This window comes from Patescibacteria group bacterium, assembly GCA_028711655.1.
Lineage (GTDB): Bacteria > Patescibacteriota > Patescibacteriia > Patescibacteriales > JAQTRU01 > JAQTRU01.
Genome location: JAQTRU010000021.1, coordinates 1 through 17405 on the forward strand (window position 1 = coordinate 1; position 17405 = coordinate 17405).

Sequence of the window (17405 nt, forward strand, 5' to 3'; positions counted from 1 at the left end):
ACAAAAAATCTCATAGGCGCAAAAAGAGTTATTATTCTGGTAATTAAAATAAAAGTTTTTAGGGCATCGCGAGGAGAAACCATGCTTTTTCCAACCCTCTTATTGACCTTGATGGGAATGTACTTGACATTATACCCCGTTTTAAAAAAAGCCATGGTTGCAGTCGATGAGAGAGAAAAGCCGTTTGGATAAAGATGAACATATTTGTTAAATTTTTCTTTGTCTACGATTCTTAACCCGGAATTTAAATCCGGTATTTTGAAATCAACTAAGTAACTGGCCAGCCATCTTAATATTTTTTTGCCTGGCTGCCTTATCCATGGGCCCTGATAGCCTTGGCGCTCGCCAACCACCATGTCATATCCGTCCCTCGCCTCTATTAATCTCTTAACATCTTCCGGGTTATGCTGACCATCGCCGTCATAAAATATTAAATATCTGCCGCTCGCTCTCTCGGCCCCCAATTTCAAAGCGGAGCCATAACCCTTGTTATAAGGATTATAAAAAATTTTCAACTCCCCTGATTTTATGCTATTTAAAACGTCACGAGTGCCGTCCGTGGAGCCATCATCTATGGCCAATATTTCATAAGGGCAAACAATTTTATTGTCTTTAAAATCAGCCAATAAATCAAAAATAACCCTTTTAATGACTTTCGCCTCATTAAAAATCGGGATGATTATACTGTATTTAATTTCACCCATAATTTTTTTTATAATTTATAAAGTTAATAATGTTTACAGCCCTCTCCTCCCAGGTATAACCCCTAGCATCTCTGTAAGCTTTATTTAAAATTCTATCAGCTAAAGCCTTATTTTGCAACACTTCTTGTATGCCCTTAGCCAAACTTTCCGGATCGTCCGGTTTAACAAAAAAAGCGTTATTTTTGTTTAAAACTTCTCTGACGGCCGGCAAATCAGAAGTAATTATCGGGCGTTGGCTAACCATATATTCAAACATCTTTATGGGTGACATATAAAAAGCATAGTGCTTTCTATAAGGAAAAGGCATCAATAAAACATCGCAAGCTTTTTGATATTCCGCCAATTCTTTTACGCCAACCCTGGGAATCAGACAAATATTGTTTTCCACCCCTAAATTTTCAGCAATCTTCTTATAATAGCCAATATCTTCCCCGTTCCCGCCAACAGCTATAAAAAACACATCTTGGCTGTTGTTTAAAATAATTTTTAAAGTTTTCAATATGTCGGAAATTCCCTTATCCATCCCCATGGTTTTAAAACTTCCGGTATAGCCCAAAATTACTTTTTCGCAAGGCAAACCGAATTTTTCCCTAGCTTGATTTTTGGTTACATTAATATCAAATTCCCTTAAATCCACTCCGTCAGGCGCTATTAAAATTCTATCATTTGGAATGCCGCTTTTAACCAATCCATTTTTTATGAAACTTGTAAGAGCAATCAGTTTCTTTGCCCTTGACCAAATCTTTTTATGAACGCGGGAAATATTTTCCGGCAAGGAATGCAATTCCAAAATAAAATTATTAAAAAAAAGTCCGACAAACTGCTCCCTGGTGTATAAAATATCGTAATTCTTAAAAGCTAAATAAATTTTAGCTGATGCTAAAAAACTTATAATCTGAACCCAAAAACCAATTTTGCCGAAATTTACCAAGTCAAGAGAAAATATTTTTTTTATTTTAAATTTTTCTCTTACCCCATAAAACGAAAAGGGATTGTCTTTAATTTTAGAAAATCTCCAGGGGACAATAAGCTCTACTTCCGCTCCCGCCTCCGCAAAAGCTTCATTCATTTTTATTATTTGCCGACCATGGGCTTTTTCAGTTGGAAATCTGGCATTAGCCAAATAAATCATTCTCATGGATTATTTTTTAACCTTAATGACAAAAGATAAGGCGAACAAAGAAGGCCGCCATAAAGCCAAACGCTCAAATAATTCACCCATAATTGGTTTGTTTTTCCAAAAAGTATTTACTCTTAACTCCACTATACTCAAATTATTATCTTTTAAAAGACCTTCCAAAACGGAATAATTAAACCAGAAGGTATGGCCTTTATTTTTTTTATTATTTTCCGGCACTCGCCCCCTAATCATCTGGATTCGGGCCGGAAGAGAGCTAAAATTAGGCACGCTTATTATCAGATATTTCTTAGATATTCGCTTAGCCTCGAAAAGCAGCTTTTCTGGACAAGGCAAATGTTCTAAAACGTCAAGTATGGTCACATAATCAAAAGAGTTGTCCGCGATCGGCAGACTCTCCTGATCACTATTAATAAAATAAGCCTCCAATCCTTTTTTTTTACATTTTTCAATAGCGGTTCTAGAAAAATCAACGCCCTTCGCCCCTATCTCCCTACCCCGAAGTAATTCTATAAACAAACCATCACCACAACCCAAATCCAAAACTTTTCCGTCCTTAATAAGATCTAGGGCGGTTCTGTGCCTATAAACCAACGGCTGATTCCGGCTCCGCCAATATTCATTTGAAAAATTTTTAAAATCCATACCTTGAATGGCCAGGAATAATTAAAAAGAACTCCCCTGAACTGATTAAGTTAATTTATTTTGCGGGCGGCAATAATTATTGACCAGCTTAAGTTTTTTATCAGAGGTATTCCGGACAATAACTCATCTATTTTTATAAGCGGTTTTAAAATAAAATAAGGAAAATATTTTACGAAAGGAAAAATATCAGGAAAACCAAAGGGGAAAGCAAAAAAACCAAATCTCTCTACTCTTATAATTTCAAATCCATTTTTATTAAATAAATTATCAAGTTCGCTATAATAAAAAGATTTATGGCTAGTGCTAAAATGGCTAGTTATCCGGTATACTATTTTTCTTATTAACTTATGCAAAACCGTGCTCACGGGTTCAGAAACTATTAATAAACCATCGGATTTTAAAACCTTATGTATCTGTTCAACACCGCGAAATGGATCAGGCAGATGGTGGAAGGCTCCGCGGGCAATAACTATTTCAAAATTATTTTCTAAATCTAAATTTTCCGCATCTTGTTGATATAAAATAAAATTTTTATTGTTACCATAATTATGTCTACCCACATTTATCATTTCTTGAGAAATATCAATACCAACATATTCTACCTGAGGAAAAAGATTATTTAACGCGGGAAATAGACTAGCTGTGCCACAACAATAATCAAGCACTTCTTGCGGTCTTTTTTCTATATTATTCAAAATTTTATTTAACCAATAATTTTGATAATATTGAGAAAATTTATTTTGTTCTCTGATTTTATCATACTTTTTAGCAATTACTTCATCATGTAACTTTAATTCTTCCAATTTCTTATCTGATAAATTATTTAGGTCAATCGACATAAAAAAATATTATCGAAAATTATTTATTTTCAATTATCTCTTTAATATCATAAACTCTGTCCTTGGTCGCGGCAAAATAATTCTTGGACAACATATCGGCCAACAGGCCAAAAACGAAAAATTGGACGCCAATTAAAAATCCGAACATAGCTAATTCTGTTAAAGCTGTATCTGATAAATCTTGAGCGTGGAAAACTTTGCCATAAATAGCCCAAAGACCAGCGATAATAGAAATTAAAATTAAAGCTAAGCCAAAACTGCCGAATAAATGGAGGGGGCGGCTGGCATATTTTTTCCAAAACCAAATTGAAATCATGTCAAGATTTCCTTTTATCCCCCTCTTCCAATTGTATTTGGTTTTACCCGTCTGGCGGGAGCGGTGGTCAACTTCCAATTCGCCGATTTTATAGCCTTTGATTTTAAGCAAGGCCGGAATAAAACGGTGCATTTCTCCCACTAAATCCACATATTCAAAACATTCTTTCTTATAAATTTTTAAAGTGCAGCCGCTGTCATGGATTCCGTCATTAATAAGAATTTTCCTCACCATTGCCGCGCATCTGGAAAAAAATTTCTTTAAAAAAGGATCTTGCCGATGCCGGCGCCAGCCCGATACTACGTCTAAATTATTTTCTTTCAACTTAACTAATAATTTTAAAATATCTTTAGGGTTATTTTGGCCATCACCGTCCAAAGCGGCAATGTATTGCCCTTGAGAGGCCTTAAAACCAGCGTCCAAAGCGGCGGTCTGGCCTGAATTTTTTCTAAAATTAATTATTTTTATCGGAGACAATTTTTTTAAATTTTCCAAAGTCTTATCGGTTGAGCCGTCATTAATAAAAATGATTTCAAAGGGCCTGCCTAATTGCCGTCCGGTTGCCATAATTTCCTGGTATAAATCAGTAATTGCGTCCGCTTCATTAAAAGCAGGTACAATTATTGACAAGTATATATTATCTGTTTCCATAATATTTTTAATTAAATTTATCTAATATTTTTTTAATTAAACCTTCAAGGCTATGTTTCTCTACGACCAGGCCGCGCAAATCTTTAACTATTTTCTCTTTTTTTTCTGCCTCCATCTCAATAAATAATTTTATCATTTCCGTTAAGCGCTTATAATCGCCCTTATCGTACATCAAGGTTTTTCTATATTCTCCTAAAACTTCAACTAAAGCTTCATTGCATGTTAAAACCGGTAAACCGCAAGCCATGGCTTCCAGGATGGCTTTATCAAGACTGCCTGTATAACTCATATTGACAAATAAATTAGCTAATTGCAAATGCCGGACGACATTTTTATTGGGAATAGCACCGATAAAAGTTATGGTTTCTTCCAATTTTTTTGCCGTCATCATTTTCTTTAAATTCTCTAGATATTTTTTCTGTTCCGGCTTCCCAACCCCGCCGATAATATCTACTTTTAATTTAATTCCCTCTCCGAACAAAATTTCGATGGCTTTAATCAGAGTTTCATAATCCTTAACCGGAGAAATTCTGCCAATAGTTATAATTTTAAAAATATCATTACGTTTTTTCTCTGCTCCCGGCTTAAATGTATTTATATTAATTCCTTGACCGACAACTTTGACTTTATCGCTTTTTATTCTAAAACCGCTTTTAGTGGAAGTAAATATAATATTAACTAATTTTTCAGCAATTTTTAAACTAAAAGGAACGTGGCCATGAGCATACCATAATCCAACTTTCTTTCCCAAACATTTCCATAATACTCCACCCAAGACAACATATTCCGGATTCATATGAACAAATACCTTGTTGTAATTTTTTCTTTCCCGGATTATATAGTTATAAAATCTAAGGACAGCCACTAATTTACGGATAAGGGCGGAATATCTGCCTAAACGTAAAAATTCGTCTTTACCTAAAGACAATACTCTTACGTTTTTAGGAAATTCATATCGGCCCCGTTGCAAACAAACCACCGTCACTTTCTCATAGTGCTTAGCAAATTCCTTAATCCAATCATGAAAAAAACCTAAAATATCGTCATCAATATCTACTTTTTGCGTTAAAATAAGCAATTTCATAAATGAAATTTTTCTTTGGAAAAAATCCTTATTGTGTTACGCAACCGACAAAATAAGCATCGTTAAAAATTCTTTCGGAATCGCCTGCCACCGAAACAGTCCCCCGAAAAGAATCGTCAATTTCCACGCCATTGCAAACTCTTTGCGGTTTGCCAAATATTTTTTCATCGTTAAACTTTTCATTCTCTGATTCTTGTTCCGGGGCGCACCCCTCCTCTCCGCAATAGGCAAAATTCGCCGAGTCGGTTTTGGCTAGCGCTCCGGTTTCCAAATCTAATTCATACAAAGAAGCGCTAGCGGCGCGGGCGCCTCCTCCAATTTCAAGAATTTTAAGGATATTTTTTCCCGAATCATAAGCAACTAACCCTGTTCTGCTCAAACCCGTAGCTTCAACTTGTTTATGCAAATCATCAACAATAATTTGATTGCTTCCCGCCGATATGTCATACCTGCCTAGAGCGCAATATTTGGCTTCTGAACAATATCCTTTAAGATAAAAAATCTTATTGTCAGAAACTATAAAATCAAAAATGGTGTTTTCGTTAAAATTAAATTTATTATTCGGGATAATGCCGGAAATTTCCACTACGCTCTGCTTGCCGGATTTTGTATCCAGGCTCCCCGCTTCGCCCGCCGGGGTTAGAAAAAATATTTTATTTTCAGAAAAGCCGAACGGCTTGTTAAAAAAATTATTCTTTATCAAAGCCAAATCTTTCTGCTCCCCGCTCTCGGGATTAAATGAAATAATAAAATATTCATCCGTTAGTTTCTCTGAATTAACGGGCGGCGCTTTTACCGCCAAAAACACCAAACCGGCGTCAGAATTACCCATAATGTTAAAATTTGGATTTTGGTTAGCCTCAAGTATGGTCGCTTGGGCGCTTTCAAGGTTATTGATTTTTTCCCGCAATAACTTTATCTCCTGGAGTTTGGATCGGTTTACAAAATAAAAAACGCCCATACCGACAACGACAGCCGTAACTAGCGCGGAAATTAAAATTAATAACGCCTGATTTTTAGAAGAAATAGTCGCGCGATCCATAAAATTAAATTTAATAATAATAAAAATTGTCCCGCAAGCCCTCTATGCTTTCGCAATTTACGGATATGACCAAGCCTGCGGCGGACGGAATGGCTCGCTCACACGCAAATCAAACTCTATTTTAATTGGCGGAAGGACAGAGGTTCGCCCCGAAATAAATTCGGAATCTCTGCTTCGCTACGAAACTCTTGGCGGAGAGAGAGGGATTCGAACCCTCGAAACCTTTCGGTTTACACGCTTTCCAAGCGTGCGCCATCGGCCACTAGGCGACCTCTCCATTTATCTATACCCCCGGCTTCTTTTTCAGCCATTCCGTTGCTTTCTCATAAGCGCTGCTAATTCTAAACAGCATTTCTTCGTCAAATCTTTTTCCAATTAACTGCATACCGATCGGCAGACCGGAAGAAAAACCGCAAGGAATAGATATGGCCGGCAAACCAGCCAAAGAAGCGCCGGTGACAAAAACATCTTCCAAATACATTTTCAAGGGATCATCTGACTGTTCGCCCAACTTAAAGGCCGGGCTTGGCTGGGTCGGGGTAATAATCGCATCTAATTTTTCCAGTTCAAAATCCAACTCTTTTTTTATTTTTGTCCTCACCTTCTGCGCCTGCAAATAATAAGCGTCGTAGTAGCCGGCTGATAAAACATAAGCGCCGAGCATTATCCGACGCTTGGCTTCCGGGCCAAAACCTTTTCCTCGGCTTTTGGTATAAACTTCTTTTAAATCTTTTGCTTGTTCATCTGAAAAGCCATATCTGACGCCGTCAAAACGAGCCAAGTTGGAACTGATTTCCGAAGGAGTAATTATATAATAAACCGGAATGCCGTATTTGGCATAAGGCAATTTTATAGGGATAATCTCAGCTCCCAATTCTTTTAGTTTGGCAATAACTTTCTCAATCGCCTCCTTTGCTCCCTTTTCCACGCCCTCTCCAAAATATTCTTCCGGCTGACCGATTTTTAAGCCTTTCAAAGTTTTACCCAGGGATTTTTCGTAGGCCGGAACTTCCACATCTGGAGTAGTGGCGTCTTTTCTGTCATGGCCGGCAATTACTTCCAAAACTAGCGAAGCGTCTTCTACATTTTTAGTTATGGGTCCGGGCACGTCGGTTGAAGAAGTCATGGCTACGAGACCGAAGCGGGAAGCCCGGCCATAAGTCGGTTTCATCCCGACCACGCCGCAAAAACTTGCCGGGCACCTGATTGACCCGCCCGTATCGGTGCCTAAAGCAAAAAGGCACATATCAGCCGCCACAGCCGCGGCGGAACCGCCGGAAGATCCGCCCGGAACGCGGGTTAAGTCCCAAGGATTATGAGTCGGGCCAAAAGCGGAATTTTCTGTAGACGCGCCGTGAGCGAATTCGTCCATATTGGATTTGGCCAGTAATACCGCTCCCGCAACTTTCAATTTTTTAATTATGGTGGCGTCAAAGGGCGCAACATAATTTTCCAAAATCTTGGAAGCCGCCGTGGTCTTTATGCCCTTGGTTAGAATATTGTCTTTGGCTATATAAGGTATGCCCAGTAATTTCCCCTTTTCGCCTTTGCTCCGCCGTTTATCAGCTTGCTTAGCTTCGTCCATTGCTTCTTGCTCGCAAACCGTTAAACAAGCTTTAATTTTTTTATCAACTTCCTTAATGCGCGCTAAACAAGCCTTAGTTAGTTCAACTGAAGTTATTTCGCCCTTGGCTAGTTTTTCACTGGCTTGTTTTATTGTAAGCTCATTCAACTTCATAATTTTTAATTTCAAACTTTCTAGATTATAAATTACAAATCTTTTACAAATTTTACAAATAACTAATTTTAAAATATTTTTTAACTTCCGTATTTGTAACATTTGTAATGAATTTGTAATTTGTAACTATCCAAGCACTCTCTTCACCTTAATCTGCTCATTCTCCAATTCCGGCGCCTGCCTAAGCGCTTCTCCAGCTTCAATTTTATTCCAATCTTCTTTAACATCTTCGCGCAAAGCGTTTTCCAAGCCGGTAACCTGGGCCGTCGGCTCAATATCAATCGTGTCAACTTCTTTTAACTGTTCAAAGTAATTTAAAACAGCCGACAGCTGGCTGCCGTATTTTTTTAATTCCTCATCCGTTAATTCTAACCTAGCTAAATCCGCAATATATTTTATTTCTTCTCTTTTTAACTTCATATCAATTACAAATTACAAATCAAACACAAATTCACAAATATTTATTATTAGGATTAAAGGCTCTAAAAATCTTAACGCCATTAGAGGTAAAGTGGGCTAAAATAGCTAGCTTCATTCCCGTTACGGCTAAATACTTTTTTATTTGCTCAATATTTTTTCTCGAGAAATAATCTCCTCTTTTGATTTCCAATACTATTATATCCTCAATAATAAAATCAATATAGTTCCTGCCGATAGTTTCTCCATAAAACATTATCCGATAAGGCGCTTGCCTTTTATAGTTAATTCCATTCTCAAGCAAACTTTTAGCTATAGCGTTTTCATAGATTTTCTCCGGATAACCACAACCTAATTCATTATAAACTTCATATAATATTCCTACTATTTTATAGCTTAAATCCTTATAAAGTACTTCGCTATCCTCCTCTTGATTCATATTAATTACGAATTTGTGTTATTGGTCCCGCCACCTTATTATTTTATGTGGGCGGGATCCCGCCCAAGGCGGTGATGATCAGATTTGTGAATTTGTAATTAAATCATTTTTAAAAACTCCTCTTCATCAACAATCTTCACTCCTAATTTTTTGCCTTTTTCATATTTGCTCCCCGGCTCTGCTCCGGCCACCACATAATCAGTTTTCTTGCTGACTGATGAAGACACATCCCCTCCCAACTCCCTTATCTTAACTTTTGCCTGTTCCCTTGTCAAACTATCTAAGGTCCCGGTTAAAACAAAGGTTTTATCTGCTAAAATTTGCTTTCTGCCTCCGCCAGCTAAAGTTTTAGCTTTCACGCCGCTTTTTTCTAATTTTTCCAGCAATTCTAAATTATGCTTATTATTAAACCAATCATAAACACTCTTAGCCATAATATGGCCAAAATCATAGATCCCCTCAGTTTTTTCTAAACTAGCTTTTTTCATTTTTTCTAAACTGCCAAATCTTTTCGCCAGTTCAATCGCCGATTCTTCGCCTACATGTCTTATGCCTAAACCATAAATAAAGCGGGGTAAATCTATATTTTTCTTATCATTAATAGCCCTTATTAAATTATCCGCTGACTTTTCCGCAAATCTTTCTAAAGGCTCTAAATCACCAACTGTTAAATTATAAAAATCACTTATATCTCTAACCAATCCCTCTTTCATTAATTGCTCAATAATTTTCGGGCCTAAGCCGGGAATATCAACCGCATTCTTGGAAGACCAATGAGTTAAACGCCGAAGATTAACAGCATAGCAATTTTTATTAGGACAACGGTAAGCCACTTCGCCCGGCGCTTTTACCACCTCGCTCTCGCACATTGGACAAATTTTTGGCGCTTTAATTTCCTTTTCTCCTCCCGAGCGCAAATTAGGTAAAACTTTTACCACTTTCGGGATAACGTCTCCGGCCCGCTGGATAATAACCGTATCGCCGATTTTCACTCCCAAACGCTTTATCTCGTCCATATTATGCAAAGTGGCATGGGTAATTGTAACCCCGCCGACCCGCGCCGGCTCCATTAACGCAGTCGGGGTTAAAGTTCCGGTCCGGCCCACCTGCCAGACAACCTCTTTAATTTTTGTCGTTGCCTGCAAAGCGGCAAATTTGTAGGCCATCATATAGCGCGGCCCCTTGCCCACAAACCCAAGAACCGGCCATAATTTTAAATCATTTACCACCACGACCACGCCGTCGCATTCAAATGGCATCTTCTCCCGATTTTTTTCCCAATAATCGTGAAATTTAAAAACTTCGGATAAATCCCGGCAATATTTATTTTCTTTCAACACTTTAAAACCAAAAACTTCCGCCAATTTATGTTCCTGCTCATGGCTGGCTAAGCCAAAATCGGTCGCCAAGGAATAAACATAAAAGCTTAATTTTCTTTCCGCTGAAAGTTTGGGATTAAGCTGCCTGATTGATCCGGCGGCTCCGTTGCGCGGATTAGCCAGTTGAGGCTTGCTTTCTTTTTTATACTTTTCATTAAGCTCGTTAAAGACTTGCCTGGTCATTACCGCCTCTCCCCGCACTTCTATTTCCCCTTTTTCCAAAGCCGCTAAAACCCGCTTTATTTGCCCGGCCTCCAGCCCTATTTTTTTTAATTCACTTTCCTGCGGCTCTCTCAATCGCAAAGGTATGCTTTCAATGGTTTTTAAATTCTGGGTTACGTCTTCGCCAACCTTGCCGTCCCCGCGAGTCGCCCCCTGAATAAAAACTCCTTTTTTATATTTTAAAGTAACGGCTAAGCCGTCTAATTTAAGCTCGCAATAATAATCAAACTTGCCCCCTTTTGAAAGGGCCCGCCTGCCGGCAGGCGGGGGGTGTAGGGGGGTTAAATTGTTTCCCCCTTTCGAAAGGGGGGCTGGGGGGATTAGTTTTTCTATTCTCTCCTCCCAATCTTTCATATCTTCCTCGCTAAAAGAATCAAATAAAGACATCATGGGCCGGGAATGAACCACTTTAACGAATTTATCCAAGGGCTTGCCGCCCACTCTTTGCGTGGGTGAATCAGCCGTAATGAATTCCGGATTTTCCCGCTCCAATTTAGCTAACTCATTTTTTAAACTGTCTAAAGCCGCATCGCTTATTTCAATTTTGTCCAAAACATGATAAAGATAGCGATGATGGTCAATCTCTTTTTTTAGTTTGGCTATTCGTTTTTTTATATCAACTTTATTCATTTTTCTAAATGAAGATTTATTTAATATTAACCTAAACAATTTCCTTTTTTATTTTTTTGTCCATATTTATTTAAAGGCAATCGATTTCTTTTTTAAATAAAATTATTCAAATGCTTCGCACTGGCAGGAAAGATCAGCCCCCTCATTATAAGTATTCCAACATCTGACATATCTTGAATCGGAGGAAAGAGTCTGTATGTATAAATAACCATTATAACCATAAGTTGGAACAACTTGATCATAACAATCCGTACCTAAAGTACACCAAGTTGTATAATTTGAGCCCTGTTTGCCCCGACAACGAACTTTATTTTTACCAACATAACTACCGGCTACTCCAAAAATATTAACTCCGCTTTTTATATTTCCGCTTGCCAAATCGGCATCCAGGGCGCTCTTGGTCGCTTGCGATATGTAACAGTTGCCGGAATTGTCAGCCAGACAATCACTATAAACCGGCCCGGAATAACTGCCGTCCACACCGAAAATATTGATGCCGGTTTTGATGTTGCCGGCGGTTAAATCAGTATCCAGATCGCTTTTGTAAACCTGGCTTATATAACATTCCCCGCTATTATTGGGAGTACAAGGGACGCTTTTGGAGTCAACATACTCTTTTATGTCCCCATAAAAAGGATCCCCCGGGTCGGGATAAGTATATTCCAAACAATCCCAGCACCAGCCGCTCAAAGTGTCGGCATCGCCCGAAGGGGCGCCTAAAAGCAAATCAATATTAGTAAATAAAATCCCGCCCAATATTATTAAAAAAGCGGCAATAATAATCAAAATTCCTTTTTTTGTCTCTATCTCCCTGTTAATTAATCCCATATTTTTAAAATTAATAATGATAAATAATTATTCTAAATATAACTTGCGCAATTTAAAGTTCCGCTAAGGCTAAAATTTATAGCATTGCTCCCTTGATCCCCTGAGAAATCCGCAAAGCCAGATGAAAATGTTAAAATATTAAAGAAACCGAATGCGTATTTGCAATAGATTAAAATCTGGAATCTATATAATCTTTAATGTCAAACAAGCTTGCGCCGTTCAGGGTGGCGGCGTCAAAAGATACGGGGACGCAAGCTGCCCCGTCCCAAAAATAATCTTCTTCGCAGGCATAGCAGACTCCATCGCAGCAAGAACCGGAAGAAACCTGGGTGTTAGCCGGGGCAATCTGCCTGCAACCGGGCAGGGAAAAACAAGTGGAGGGGCAGAAACCGCCGCAACCGTCATTGTCGCCGCACAATTTTCCCGTGCAATCGGGAACGCATTCCCCATATTCTTCGGAAACCGTAAAATTGACAGCCACGCTCCTTCTTGTCTGCTGATAACGTCCGGTTGAAGTAAAAGTGGCGGAAAAATCAACCGAAGAATAATCAACCTGATAAACGCTATTGTTTGTTAAACTGCCGGAAAAAACATTTTCCGTGTCAATTTCCGGAGCTTCATAAAAATTCTTCCTCAACTCCCAGAGCGCCCTTTCCGCTCCGCCTTCAGCCGCAAAAAAGGCCTTGGTTGACTGCTCCTGCGTCCGGCTCATCCTTATCCCCGGGATAATCAAATTGGCCGCTCCCAAAGCCACCACCAAAATACTGGTTAAAATCAGCAGGGTCAAAAGAAGCGCCGTGCCATCATTATTTTTTATTTTATATTTCATCATTCTTATTGGCATAATTAGAAAAATCTATCCTCCCCACTGATTTTTATATTATTTTGTTATTTTATTTTTATATTTATTATTCATAATATCTGGAGGAAATGGTTGTTTGCATTTCCATGGTTTGCTTGTGCATCTCCTTGCCGACCGCGGTAATATCAACTTTCATGGTCACTCTTGGCTGCCGGCTGTGAAAATCGCCGATTAAATCATCAACCACTTTAAACTCCAGGTTGCTTACACTAAGCTTGGCGGGGGTTATGGAAGCCGTGTTTTCTCCTCTGATTACCTTTAAAACCTCCCCTTCCAGATAATAGGCCGTGCAGATTCCGTCTTTGTTTTTAAAATACAAAATATCCCCCCCGCTGTTAACGGTGGTATTGTAAACCTTGTTTATTGCCGTCGCCGGCGGGCTGAACAAAGACTCGCAGTCATAATTGCTTATCGTCGCGGTCCTGATCTCTTTCCCCATGGCCTCAAAAGCGTATCTTATATTTTCCTGGATATTTTGGGAAGCGATGGCATTGCGCTGGCTTTCAATCACCATCCTGAAAATCTCCGTGGCGGAAAGCATCACAACGGAAAATATGGCCACGGCCACTGTAACCTCCAGCAGGGTCACGCCCTTGTTGTTTTTTAAAATACTTTTTAACATACTAATATAATTATGCTCTACTTTCCGGGATGACAGGAATATAATCTTATCTTAATTTTAAGTTTTAAATTTAAAATTTTAATTGAATTTTAAATGACTAAATTTAAATTGGCTATTTCCCCTTATCAATTATCTGAATAATTTTTAAAAATCACGTCATTTAAAATTTAAAATTTGTTATTTAAAATTTACGCTATGCCTTCTACCGCCAGTCATACAAAACCGTATCGGCCACGTAATCATAAGTTTGCCCCCTGTCTTGCCACTGGATTAAGCAGGAAACATTCAACGATTCCGGGGAAGATTGGGTTATGGTAACCAAACGGCTAAACAAAGAATTGGGATCGCCCAGCTGGTGCCAATAATATCCTTCTTCTCCGACATCATCCCTTCTTTGCAATTTTGCCTCGCTTACGCCGGAAACGCTGCTGATATTACCCGTATAATCAACAATATAAGAGCCCGGGGCAAGGCCGTTGCCCCAACTTTCTCCGGCCAGCCAATTATTGTCCCTGATATTCCTTGCGAGCTCCAATCCCTCCTGGGCTAATTGCGAAGCGATTAAATTGTTTTTGTTGATATGCTCCACCTGGATGTTTTGGGTAATCAAAGCCAGCACCCCGACCAATCCCATCGCGATAACAAAAATAACCACCGCTATTTCCAGGATACTGAATCCGGAATTGTTTTTATTTGCCGATTTAAATGCCATTTGCATATTTGGATTATTTTTTTAATCAACCACTTCTACCAGCCCGAAAAAATTAACCAAAACGGTCTTTGTCAAACTCTCATCCTCGCCCTGCAGTTTTATCTGCGCCATATTATAATTATTAGCCCCGTCCCAAATATTGGTAACCGGATCAGGGGGAAGAAAAGTGATATCAACCAGATTTATTGAAGCGCCCGTGTTTATCTCCTCTATTCTGATTCCGCTCGGGAGATTGACAATCTGGCCCCCCTTATCCTTGTCGTCTTCGCCCGTGTCATATTTCATGTTCCCGTTGCCGTCGGCAAAAATTCTATAACTTCCGGGGGAAGAAGTTTTGTTGAAATGCACCCCCCAGCCGCCGCTTGGCATGCTTCCGCCATACTCTTTTGACCCCAAGCTATAATTCTGCGCCAACCTTATATCGCTTACCAATTTCTGCGCCGCCATAGTCAACTCTGATTTCTTGTTGGCCGAATGATAATTAGCCAAAAAAACTCCGGTTATTGAAGCAATTATGGCAATGCTCACCACTAATTCAATCAAAGTGAAGCCCCTCCTTTTTAAAAAGGGGCGGGTTTTGTTTTTTAAATTCCTTTTCATAAATATAAATTTTGCGGTTTTATGCGCGTCTTCTGCCCAAAAGCCTTCCTGCCTAAATATAGCCTTGAAGAGACCGGGAAAACCTTGGATTCGAACGGCCCGTTAAAAAAACGGCGGGTTTATTCCAAATTAGCGTGGAAGAGCCACGCTAATTTTTTAATCTCTTTTTATTTGCTTGCTTCTCGGCCCTGTCCGGTTAGGCTGATAGATTTAACGGGGTTGCACCTCTTTCCATGACGGCAAGCCGACGCTAACATCAATTGTCTCGGTTTTGCTGCAATAATAGCCGTCGCTGTCAGTTACCCTAAGAGTTACGGGGTGGCTTCCCGGAGAAGAAAAGATGATGGTCGGAGTGGAGGTGGCGGGGTCGTCAATTGAACTGTCGGGAGCTATCCACAGCAGGCTGGATATCGTGGAACCTCCGTAAACTACCGAACTGTGAGAAAATTTTATTTCCTCGTTTTCACTCGGATTTGCCGGAGACCAGGCGAAATCAACATCCGGCAACTCATGCTTATAGGTGGTAAAAGGAGGACCGGCAACAAGGCTGGAAGATATATCCGTATTGTCCCAAACCTTTACCCACCAATAATACGTCTGGTCATAATCCAATATGTCGGGACCGGCTGAATATTGGCTGGCGCCCTCGCTTATCTTTCCTGTGTCAACAAGCGGGTCGCCGGGATCGCTGTCATCATCAATTATTATCTGATAAGCGCCCTGGGAAGCTCCTTCGTCAGGATCGCTGAATTCCCAGCGCAGGAATGCCTGCCTGGCGTAAAGAGAACAAGCCTGCGCGTAAGTCCAGTTCGGAGCAGTTGGATTTTGAGCTTGCGGCGGCGCGTTCAATGAGGAATAAACTTTATAGCTATGCCCGCTGCAGCCGCCGGCCCCGGCGTCGGCGCAATTGAAACTAATCCAGCCAATGCCGGCGCCATCTTCTTCTCCGCCATTCCAGGCCCAGCCGCTAAAATCGCCTGTCTCTGAATTTAGGAAAACTCCGAAACTGATTTCCTCAAAATCTACGGGGAAATTCAACGGAAACTCCAATGGCATTTCCCCTTCGTCCGAAACATTGAAATTTATCCAGCCGTCGTCGCCTAAAACCAAGATCTTGGCCCAGCCGGTTATTTTTCCGGTGGCGCTATCATAATTAGCTATGGTGGTTTCTCCCGCGCCCGCATACGGCTCGGCCGGAGGAATGCCCGTATCGCCTCTGTTAAAGCTGATCCAGCCGATATTTTCGCTCCAGGCATGGCCGGAAAAATTCCCCGTAATGGGATCTATGTTAACGCCGTAATCAACCGTCAAGCAGGAATTGTTATTAGAACAATTAAAGCTGATCCAGCCGATATTTTCGCTCCAGGCATAACCGGCAACATTATTGCCGCCTTCGGCCCGGGCGACCCCTTCTTTGTCTTTAAATTCAAAATAAGTGATTAAAATCGCCGAACCAATGCCGATTATTAGCATAACTACCAGTATCAGCCAGGTTTTTAATTTTAAATAGTCTCTCATAATATTATTAAATATTTTTATAATTACCCCAAAAACAAGCGCAATAGACCGCCTCAAAACTTATCTCAATAAACAACAAGCCCTGTAGGCAATAGAATAATTTGCACTGTCATACGGCTCCCATACACACCAGGAATCAACACTGGTCCAGCCAGCAGGGCAAGAAGGATAAGAGGCGCAATTATTATTGATGTGATCTCCTGCGCTTTTTACAAAACAAGCGTTATAATTGGGTTGAGCCGGAGTTAAGCTGGTAAATTCGCTTTCCAACATATTAACCAATTCGTTCCAATTAGATTCTGCCAGCTGACCCGATCCTCCAGTTCTGGCCTGATCCCAGGTGGCGTAAACATAAGTCGCGCCAACCGCTAAAAATATGCCGATAACTAAATAAATAAGGCGGGAAGAAATAAATTTTAAAGTTTTTTTAAAAATGTTTTTCATATAATTTAATTAAAAATAAAATTCTGAAATCTAGGGACTTAGTCGCCACGGAGGCGACTAAGTCCATAAACTTATTCTAAAAAATATTTTTTCAATTCCTTCTTCCCCTGCCTTGACTCTTTTATTATAACATTTACCAAATCTTTATACTCATTAACATCCCTAAATTGCGACAAAATTATTTCTTTATGGCAAAGCGTTCCTCCCCTCTTCCCCATATAATCTAAGTAGCTTGCCCAAATCCAGTCCTCGGCTTTAGCAATTCTATGGATTTCCGCATTGCCGTTGATATATCCGGAAAGCCAGAGAAAATAAGAGTCGGATTTAACGTGGATGGCTTTGAATTCACCTTCCCAAAGAGAACCAGATCTTTTATATCTATAATTAAAATATGAAGCATATCCCCCGGCAATTCTTTTCATAAAGGCTGATATACCGTTATCTCTTAACTGCCTCACTAATAAATGATAATGGTTTGGATTCAAGCAATAAGCTATTATCTCTATCAACTTCGGCTGATCTAGGGACTTAGTCGCCTCCGTGGCGACTAAGTCCATAAACTTATTTTTATTTTT

At 39.7% G+C, this 17405-nt stretch carries 19 protein-coding genes and 1 tRNA gene; all 20 read right to left on the reverse strand.

Translation table 11 applies throughout. The features are described 5' to 3' along the window. A partial coding sequence (locus tag PHQ42_03195) for a glycosyltransferase family 2 protein (GenBank protein ID MDD5071715.1) occupies positions 1-704 on the reverse strand: 704 nt, incomplete at its 3' end. Beyond that, positions 697-1842: a glycosyltransferase family 4 protein gene (locus tag PHQ42_03200; protein ID MDD5071716.1), complete on the reverse strand. Its 1146-nt coding sequence runs from the start codon at positions 1840-1842 to the stop codon at positions 697-699. The genes PHQ42_03195 and PHQ42_03200, both read right to left, overlap by 8 nt. Before the next feature lie 3 nt (positions 1843-1845). Continuing rightward, complete coding sequence (locus tag PHQ42_03205; GenBank protein ID MDD5071717.1) at positions 1846-2487, reverse strand: class I SAM-dependent methyltransferase; 642 nt, start codon at positions 2485-2487, stop codon at positions 1846-1848. Positions 2488-2537: 50 nt separating this feature from the next. Further along, the gene (locus tag PHQ42_03210; protein MDD5071718.1) at positions 2538-3326 is read right to left on the reverse strand and encodes a class I SAM-dependent methyltransferase; all 789 of its coding nucleotides are present in this window, start codon (positions 3324-3326) and stop codon (positions 2538-2540) included. A gap of 19 nt (positions 3327-3345) precedes the next feature. After that, entirely contained in the window at positions 3346-4293 is a 948-nt protein-coding gene (locus PHQ42_03215; GenBank protein ID MDD5071719.1) for a glycosyltransferase family 2 protein, read from the reverse strand. 7 nt (positions 4294-4300) lie between these two features. Further along, a complete protein-coding gene (locus PHQ42_03220) occupies positions 4301-5377 on the reverse strand; it encodes a glycosyltransferase family 4 protein (GenBank protein MDD5071720.1) in 1077 nt (358 codons plus the stop codon). Positions 5378-5405: 28 nt separating this feature from the next. Further along, entirely contained in the window at positions 5406-6419 is a 1014-nt protein-coding gene (locus PHQ42_03225) for a hypothetical protein (GenBank protein MDD5071721.1), read from the reverse strand. Between the two features lie 189 nt (positions 6420-6608). After that, positions 6609-6696: transfer RNA gene (locus tag PHQ42_03230), tRNA-Ser, on the reverse strand. A 6-nt stretch (positions 6697-6702) separates the two neighbouring features. Next, complete coding sequence (gene gatA / locus PHQ42_03235) at positions 6703-8157, reverse strand: Asp-tRNA(Asn)/Glu-tRNA(Gln) amidotransferase subunit GatA (protein MDD5071722.1); 1455 nt, start codon at positions 8155-8157, stop codon at positions 6703-6705. Between the two features lie 126 nt (positions 8158-8283). Further along, entirely contained in the window at positions 8284-8577 is a 294-nt protein-coding gene (gatC, locus tag PHQ42_03240) for an Asp-tRNA(Asn)/Glu-tRNA(Gln) amidotransferase subunit GatC (GenBank protein MDD5071723.1), read from the reverse strand. 31 nt (positions 8578-8608) lie between these two features. Beyond that, positions 8609-9013, reverse strand: coding sequence for a GxxExxY protein (locus PHQ42_03245; GenBank protein MDD5071724.1), 405 nt, complete (start codon positions 9011-9013; stop codon positions 8609-8611). A 98-nt stretch (positions 9014-9111) separates the two neighbouring features. After that, a complete protein-coding gene (gene ligA, locus PHQ42_03250) occupies positions 9112-11244 on the reverse strand; it encodes an NAD-dependent DNA ligase LigA (GenBank protein MDD5071725.1) in 2133 nt (710 codons plus the stop codon). 102 nt (positions 11245-11346) lie between these two features. Continuing rightward, positions 11347-12072 (reverse strand): hypothetical protein, encoded by a 726-nt coding sequence (locus tag PHQ42_03255; protein ID MDD5071726.1) that lies wholly within the window; start codon positions 12070-12072, stop codon positions 11347-11349. Between the two features lie 169 nt (positions 12073-12241). After that, on the reverse strand, positions 12242-12916 hold the full coding sequence (locus PHQ42_03260) for a hypothetical protein (protein ID MDD5071727.1): 675 nt from the start codon (positions 12914-12916) through the stop codon (positions 12242-12244). 64 nt (positions 12917-12980) lie between these two features. After that, positions 12981-13556, reverse strand: a complete 576-nt coding sequence (locus tag PHQ42_03265) for a prepilin-type N-terminal cleavage/methylation domain-containing protein (GenBank protein MDD5071728.1) — start codon at positions 13554-13556, stop codon at positions 12981-12983. Between the two features lie 202 nt (positions 13557-13758). Continuing rightward, the gene (locus tag PHQ42_03270; protein ID MDD5071729.1) at positions 13759-14274 is read right to left on the reverse strand and encodes a prepilin-type N-terminal cleavage/methylation domain-containing protein; all 516 of its coding nucleotides are present in this window, start codon (positions 14272-14274) and stop codon (positions 13759-13761) included. Between the two features lie 15 nt (positions 14275-14289). Beyond that, entirely contained in the window at positions 14290-14868 is a 579-nt protein-coding gene (locus PHQ42_03275) for a prepilin-type N-terminal cleavage/methylation domain-containing protein (GenBank protein MDD5071730.1), read from the reverse strand. 210 nt (positions 14869-15078) lie between these two features. After that, on the reverse strand, positions 15079-16386 hold the full coding sequence (locus tag PHQ42_03280; protein MDD5071731.1) for a PKD domain-containing protein: 1308 nt from the start codon (positions 16384-16386) through the stop codon (positions 15079-15081). A 60-nt stretch (positions 16387-16446) separates the two neighbouring features. Next, positions 16447-16830, reverse strand: coding sequence for a hypothetical protein (locus tag PHQ42_03285; GenBank protein ID MDD5071732.1), 384 nt, complete (start codon positions 16828-16830; stop codon positions 16447-16449). 71 nt (positions 16831-16901) lie between these two features. Further along, positions 16902-17405: transposase (locus tag PHQ42_03290; GenBank protein MDD5071733.1), on the reverse strand; the 504-nt coding region annotated here is incomplete at its 5' end.

Coding starts and splice junctions, on each gene's coding strand:
- PHQ42_03200 (MDD5071716.1), bottom strand. CDS start 1,842: ATGAGAATGATTTATTTGGCTAATGCCAGATTTCCAACTGAAAAAGCC.
- PHQ42_03205 (MDD5071717.1), bottom strand. CDS start 2,487: ATGGATTTTAAAAATTTTTCAAATGAATATTGGCGGAGCCGGAATCAG.
- PHQ42_03210 (MDD5071718.1), bottom strand. CDS start 3,326: ATGTCGATTGACCTAAATAATTTATCAGATAAGAAATTGGAAGAATTA.
- PHQ42_03215 (MDD5071719.1), bottom strand. CDS start 4,293: ATGGAAACAGATAATATATACTTGTCAATAATTGTACCTGCTTTTAAT.
- PHQ42_03220 (MDD5071720.1), bottom strand. CDS start 5,377: ATGAAATTGCTTATTTTAACGCAAAAAGTAGATATTGATGACGATATT.
- PHQ42_03225 (MDD5071721.1), bottom strand. CDS start 6,419: ATGGATCGCGCGACTATTTCTTCTAAAAATCAGGCGTTATTAATTTTA.
- gatA (MDD5071722.1), bottom strand. CDS start 8,157: ATGAAGTTGAATGAGCTTACAATAAAACAAGCCAGTGAAAAACTAGCC.
- gatC (MDD5071723.1), bottom strand. CDS start 8,577: ATGAAGTTAAAAAGAGAAGAAATAAAATATATTGCGGATTTAGCTAGG.
- PHQ42_03245 (MDD5071724.1), bottom strand. CDS start 9,013: ATGAATCAAGAGGAGGATAGCGAAGTACTTTATAAGGATTTAAGCTAT.
- ligA (MDD5071725.1), bottom strand. CDS start 11,244: ATGAATAAAGTTGATATAAAAAAACGAATAGCCAAACTAAAAAAAGAG.
- PHQ42_03255 (MDD5071726.1), bottom strand. CDS start 12,072: ATGGGATTAATTAACAGGGAGATAGAGACAAAAAAAGGAATTTTGATT.
- PHQ42_03260 (MDD5071727.1), bottom strand. CDS start 12,916: ATGCCAATAAGAATGATGAAATATAAAATAAAAAATAATGATGGCACG.
- PHQ42_03265 (MDD5071728.1), bottom strand. CDS start 13,556: ATGTTAAAAAGTATTTTAAAAAACAACAAGGGCGTGACCCTGCTGGAG.
- PHQ42_03270 (MDD5071729.1), bottom strand. CDS start 14,274: ATGCAAATGGCATTTAAATCGGCAAATAAAAACAATTCCGGATTCAGT.
- PHQ42_03275 (MDD5071730.1), bottom strand. CDS start 14,868: ATGAAAAGGAATTTAAAAAACAAAACCCGCCCCTTTTTAAAAAGGAGG.
- PHQ42_03280 (MDD5071731.1), bottom strand. CDS start 16,386: ATGAGAGACTATTTAAAATTAAAAACCTGGCTGATACTGGTAGTTATG.
- PHQ42_03285 (MDD5071732.1), bottom strand. CDS start 16,830: ATGAAAAACATTTTTAAAAAAACTTTAAAATTTATTTCTTCCCGCCTT.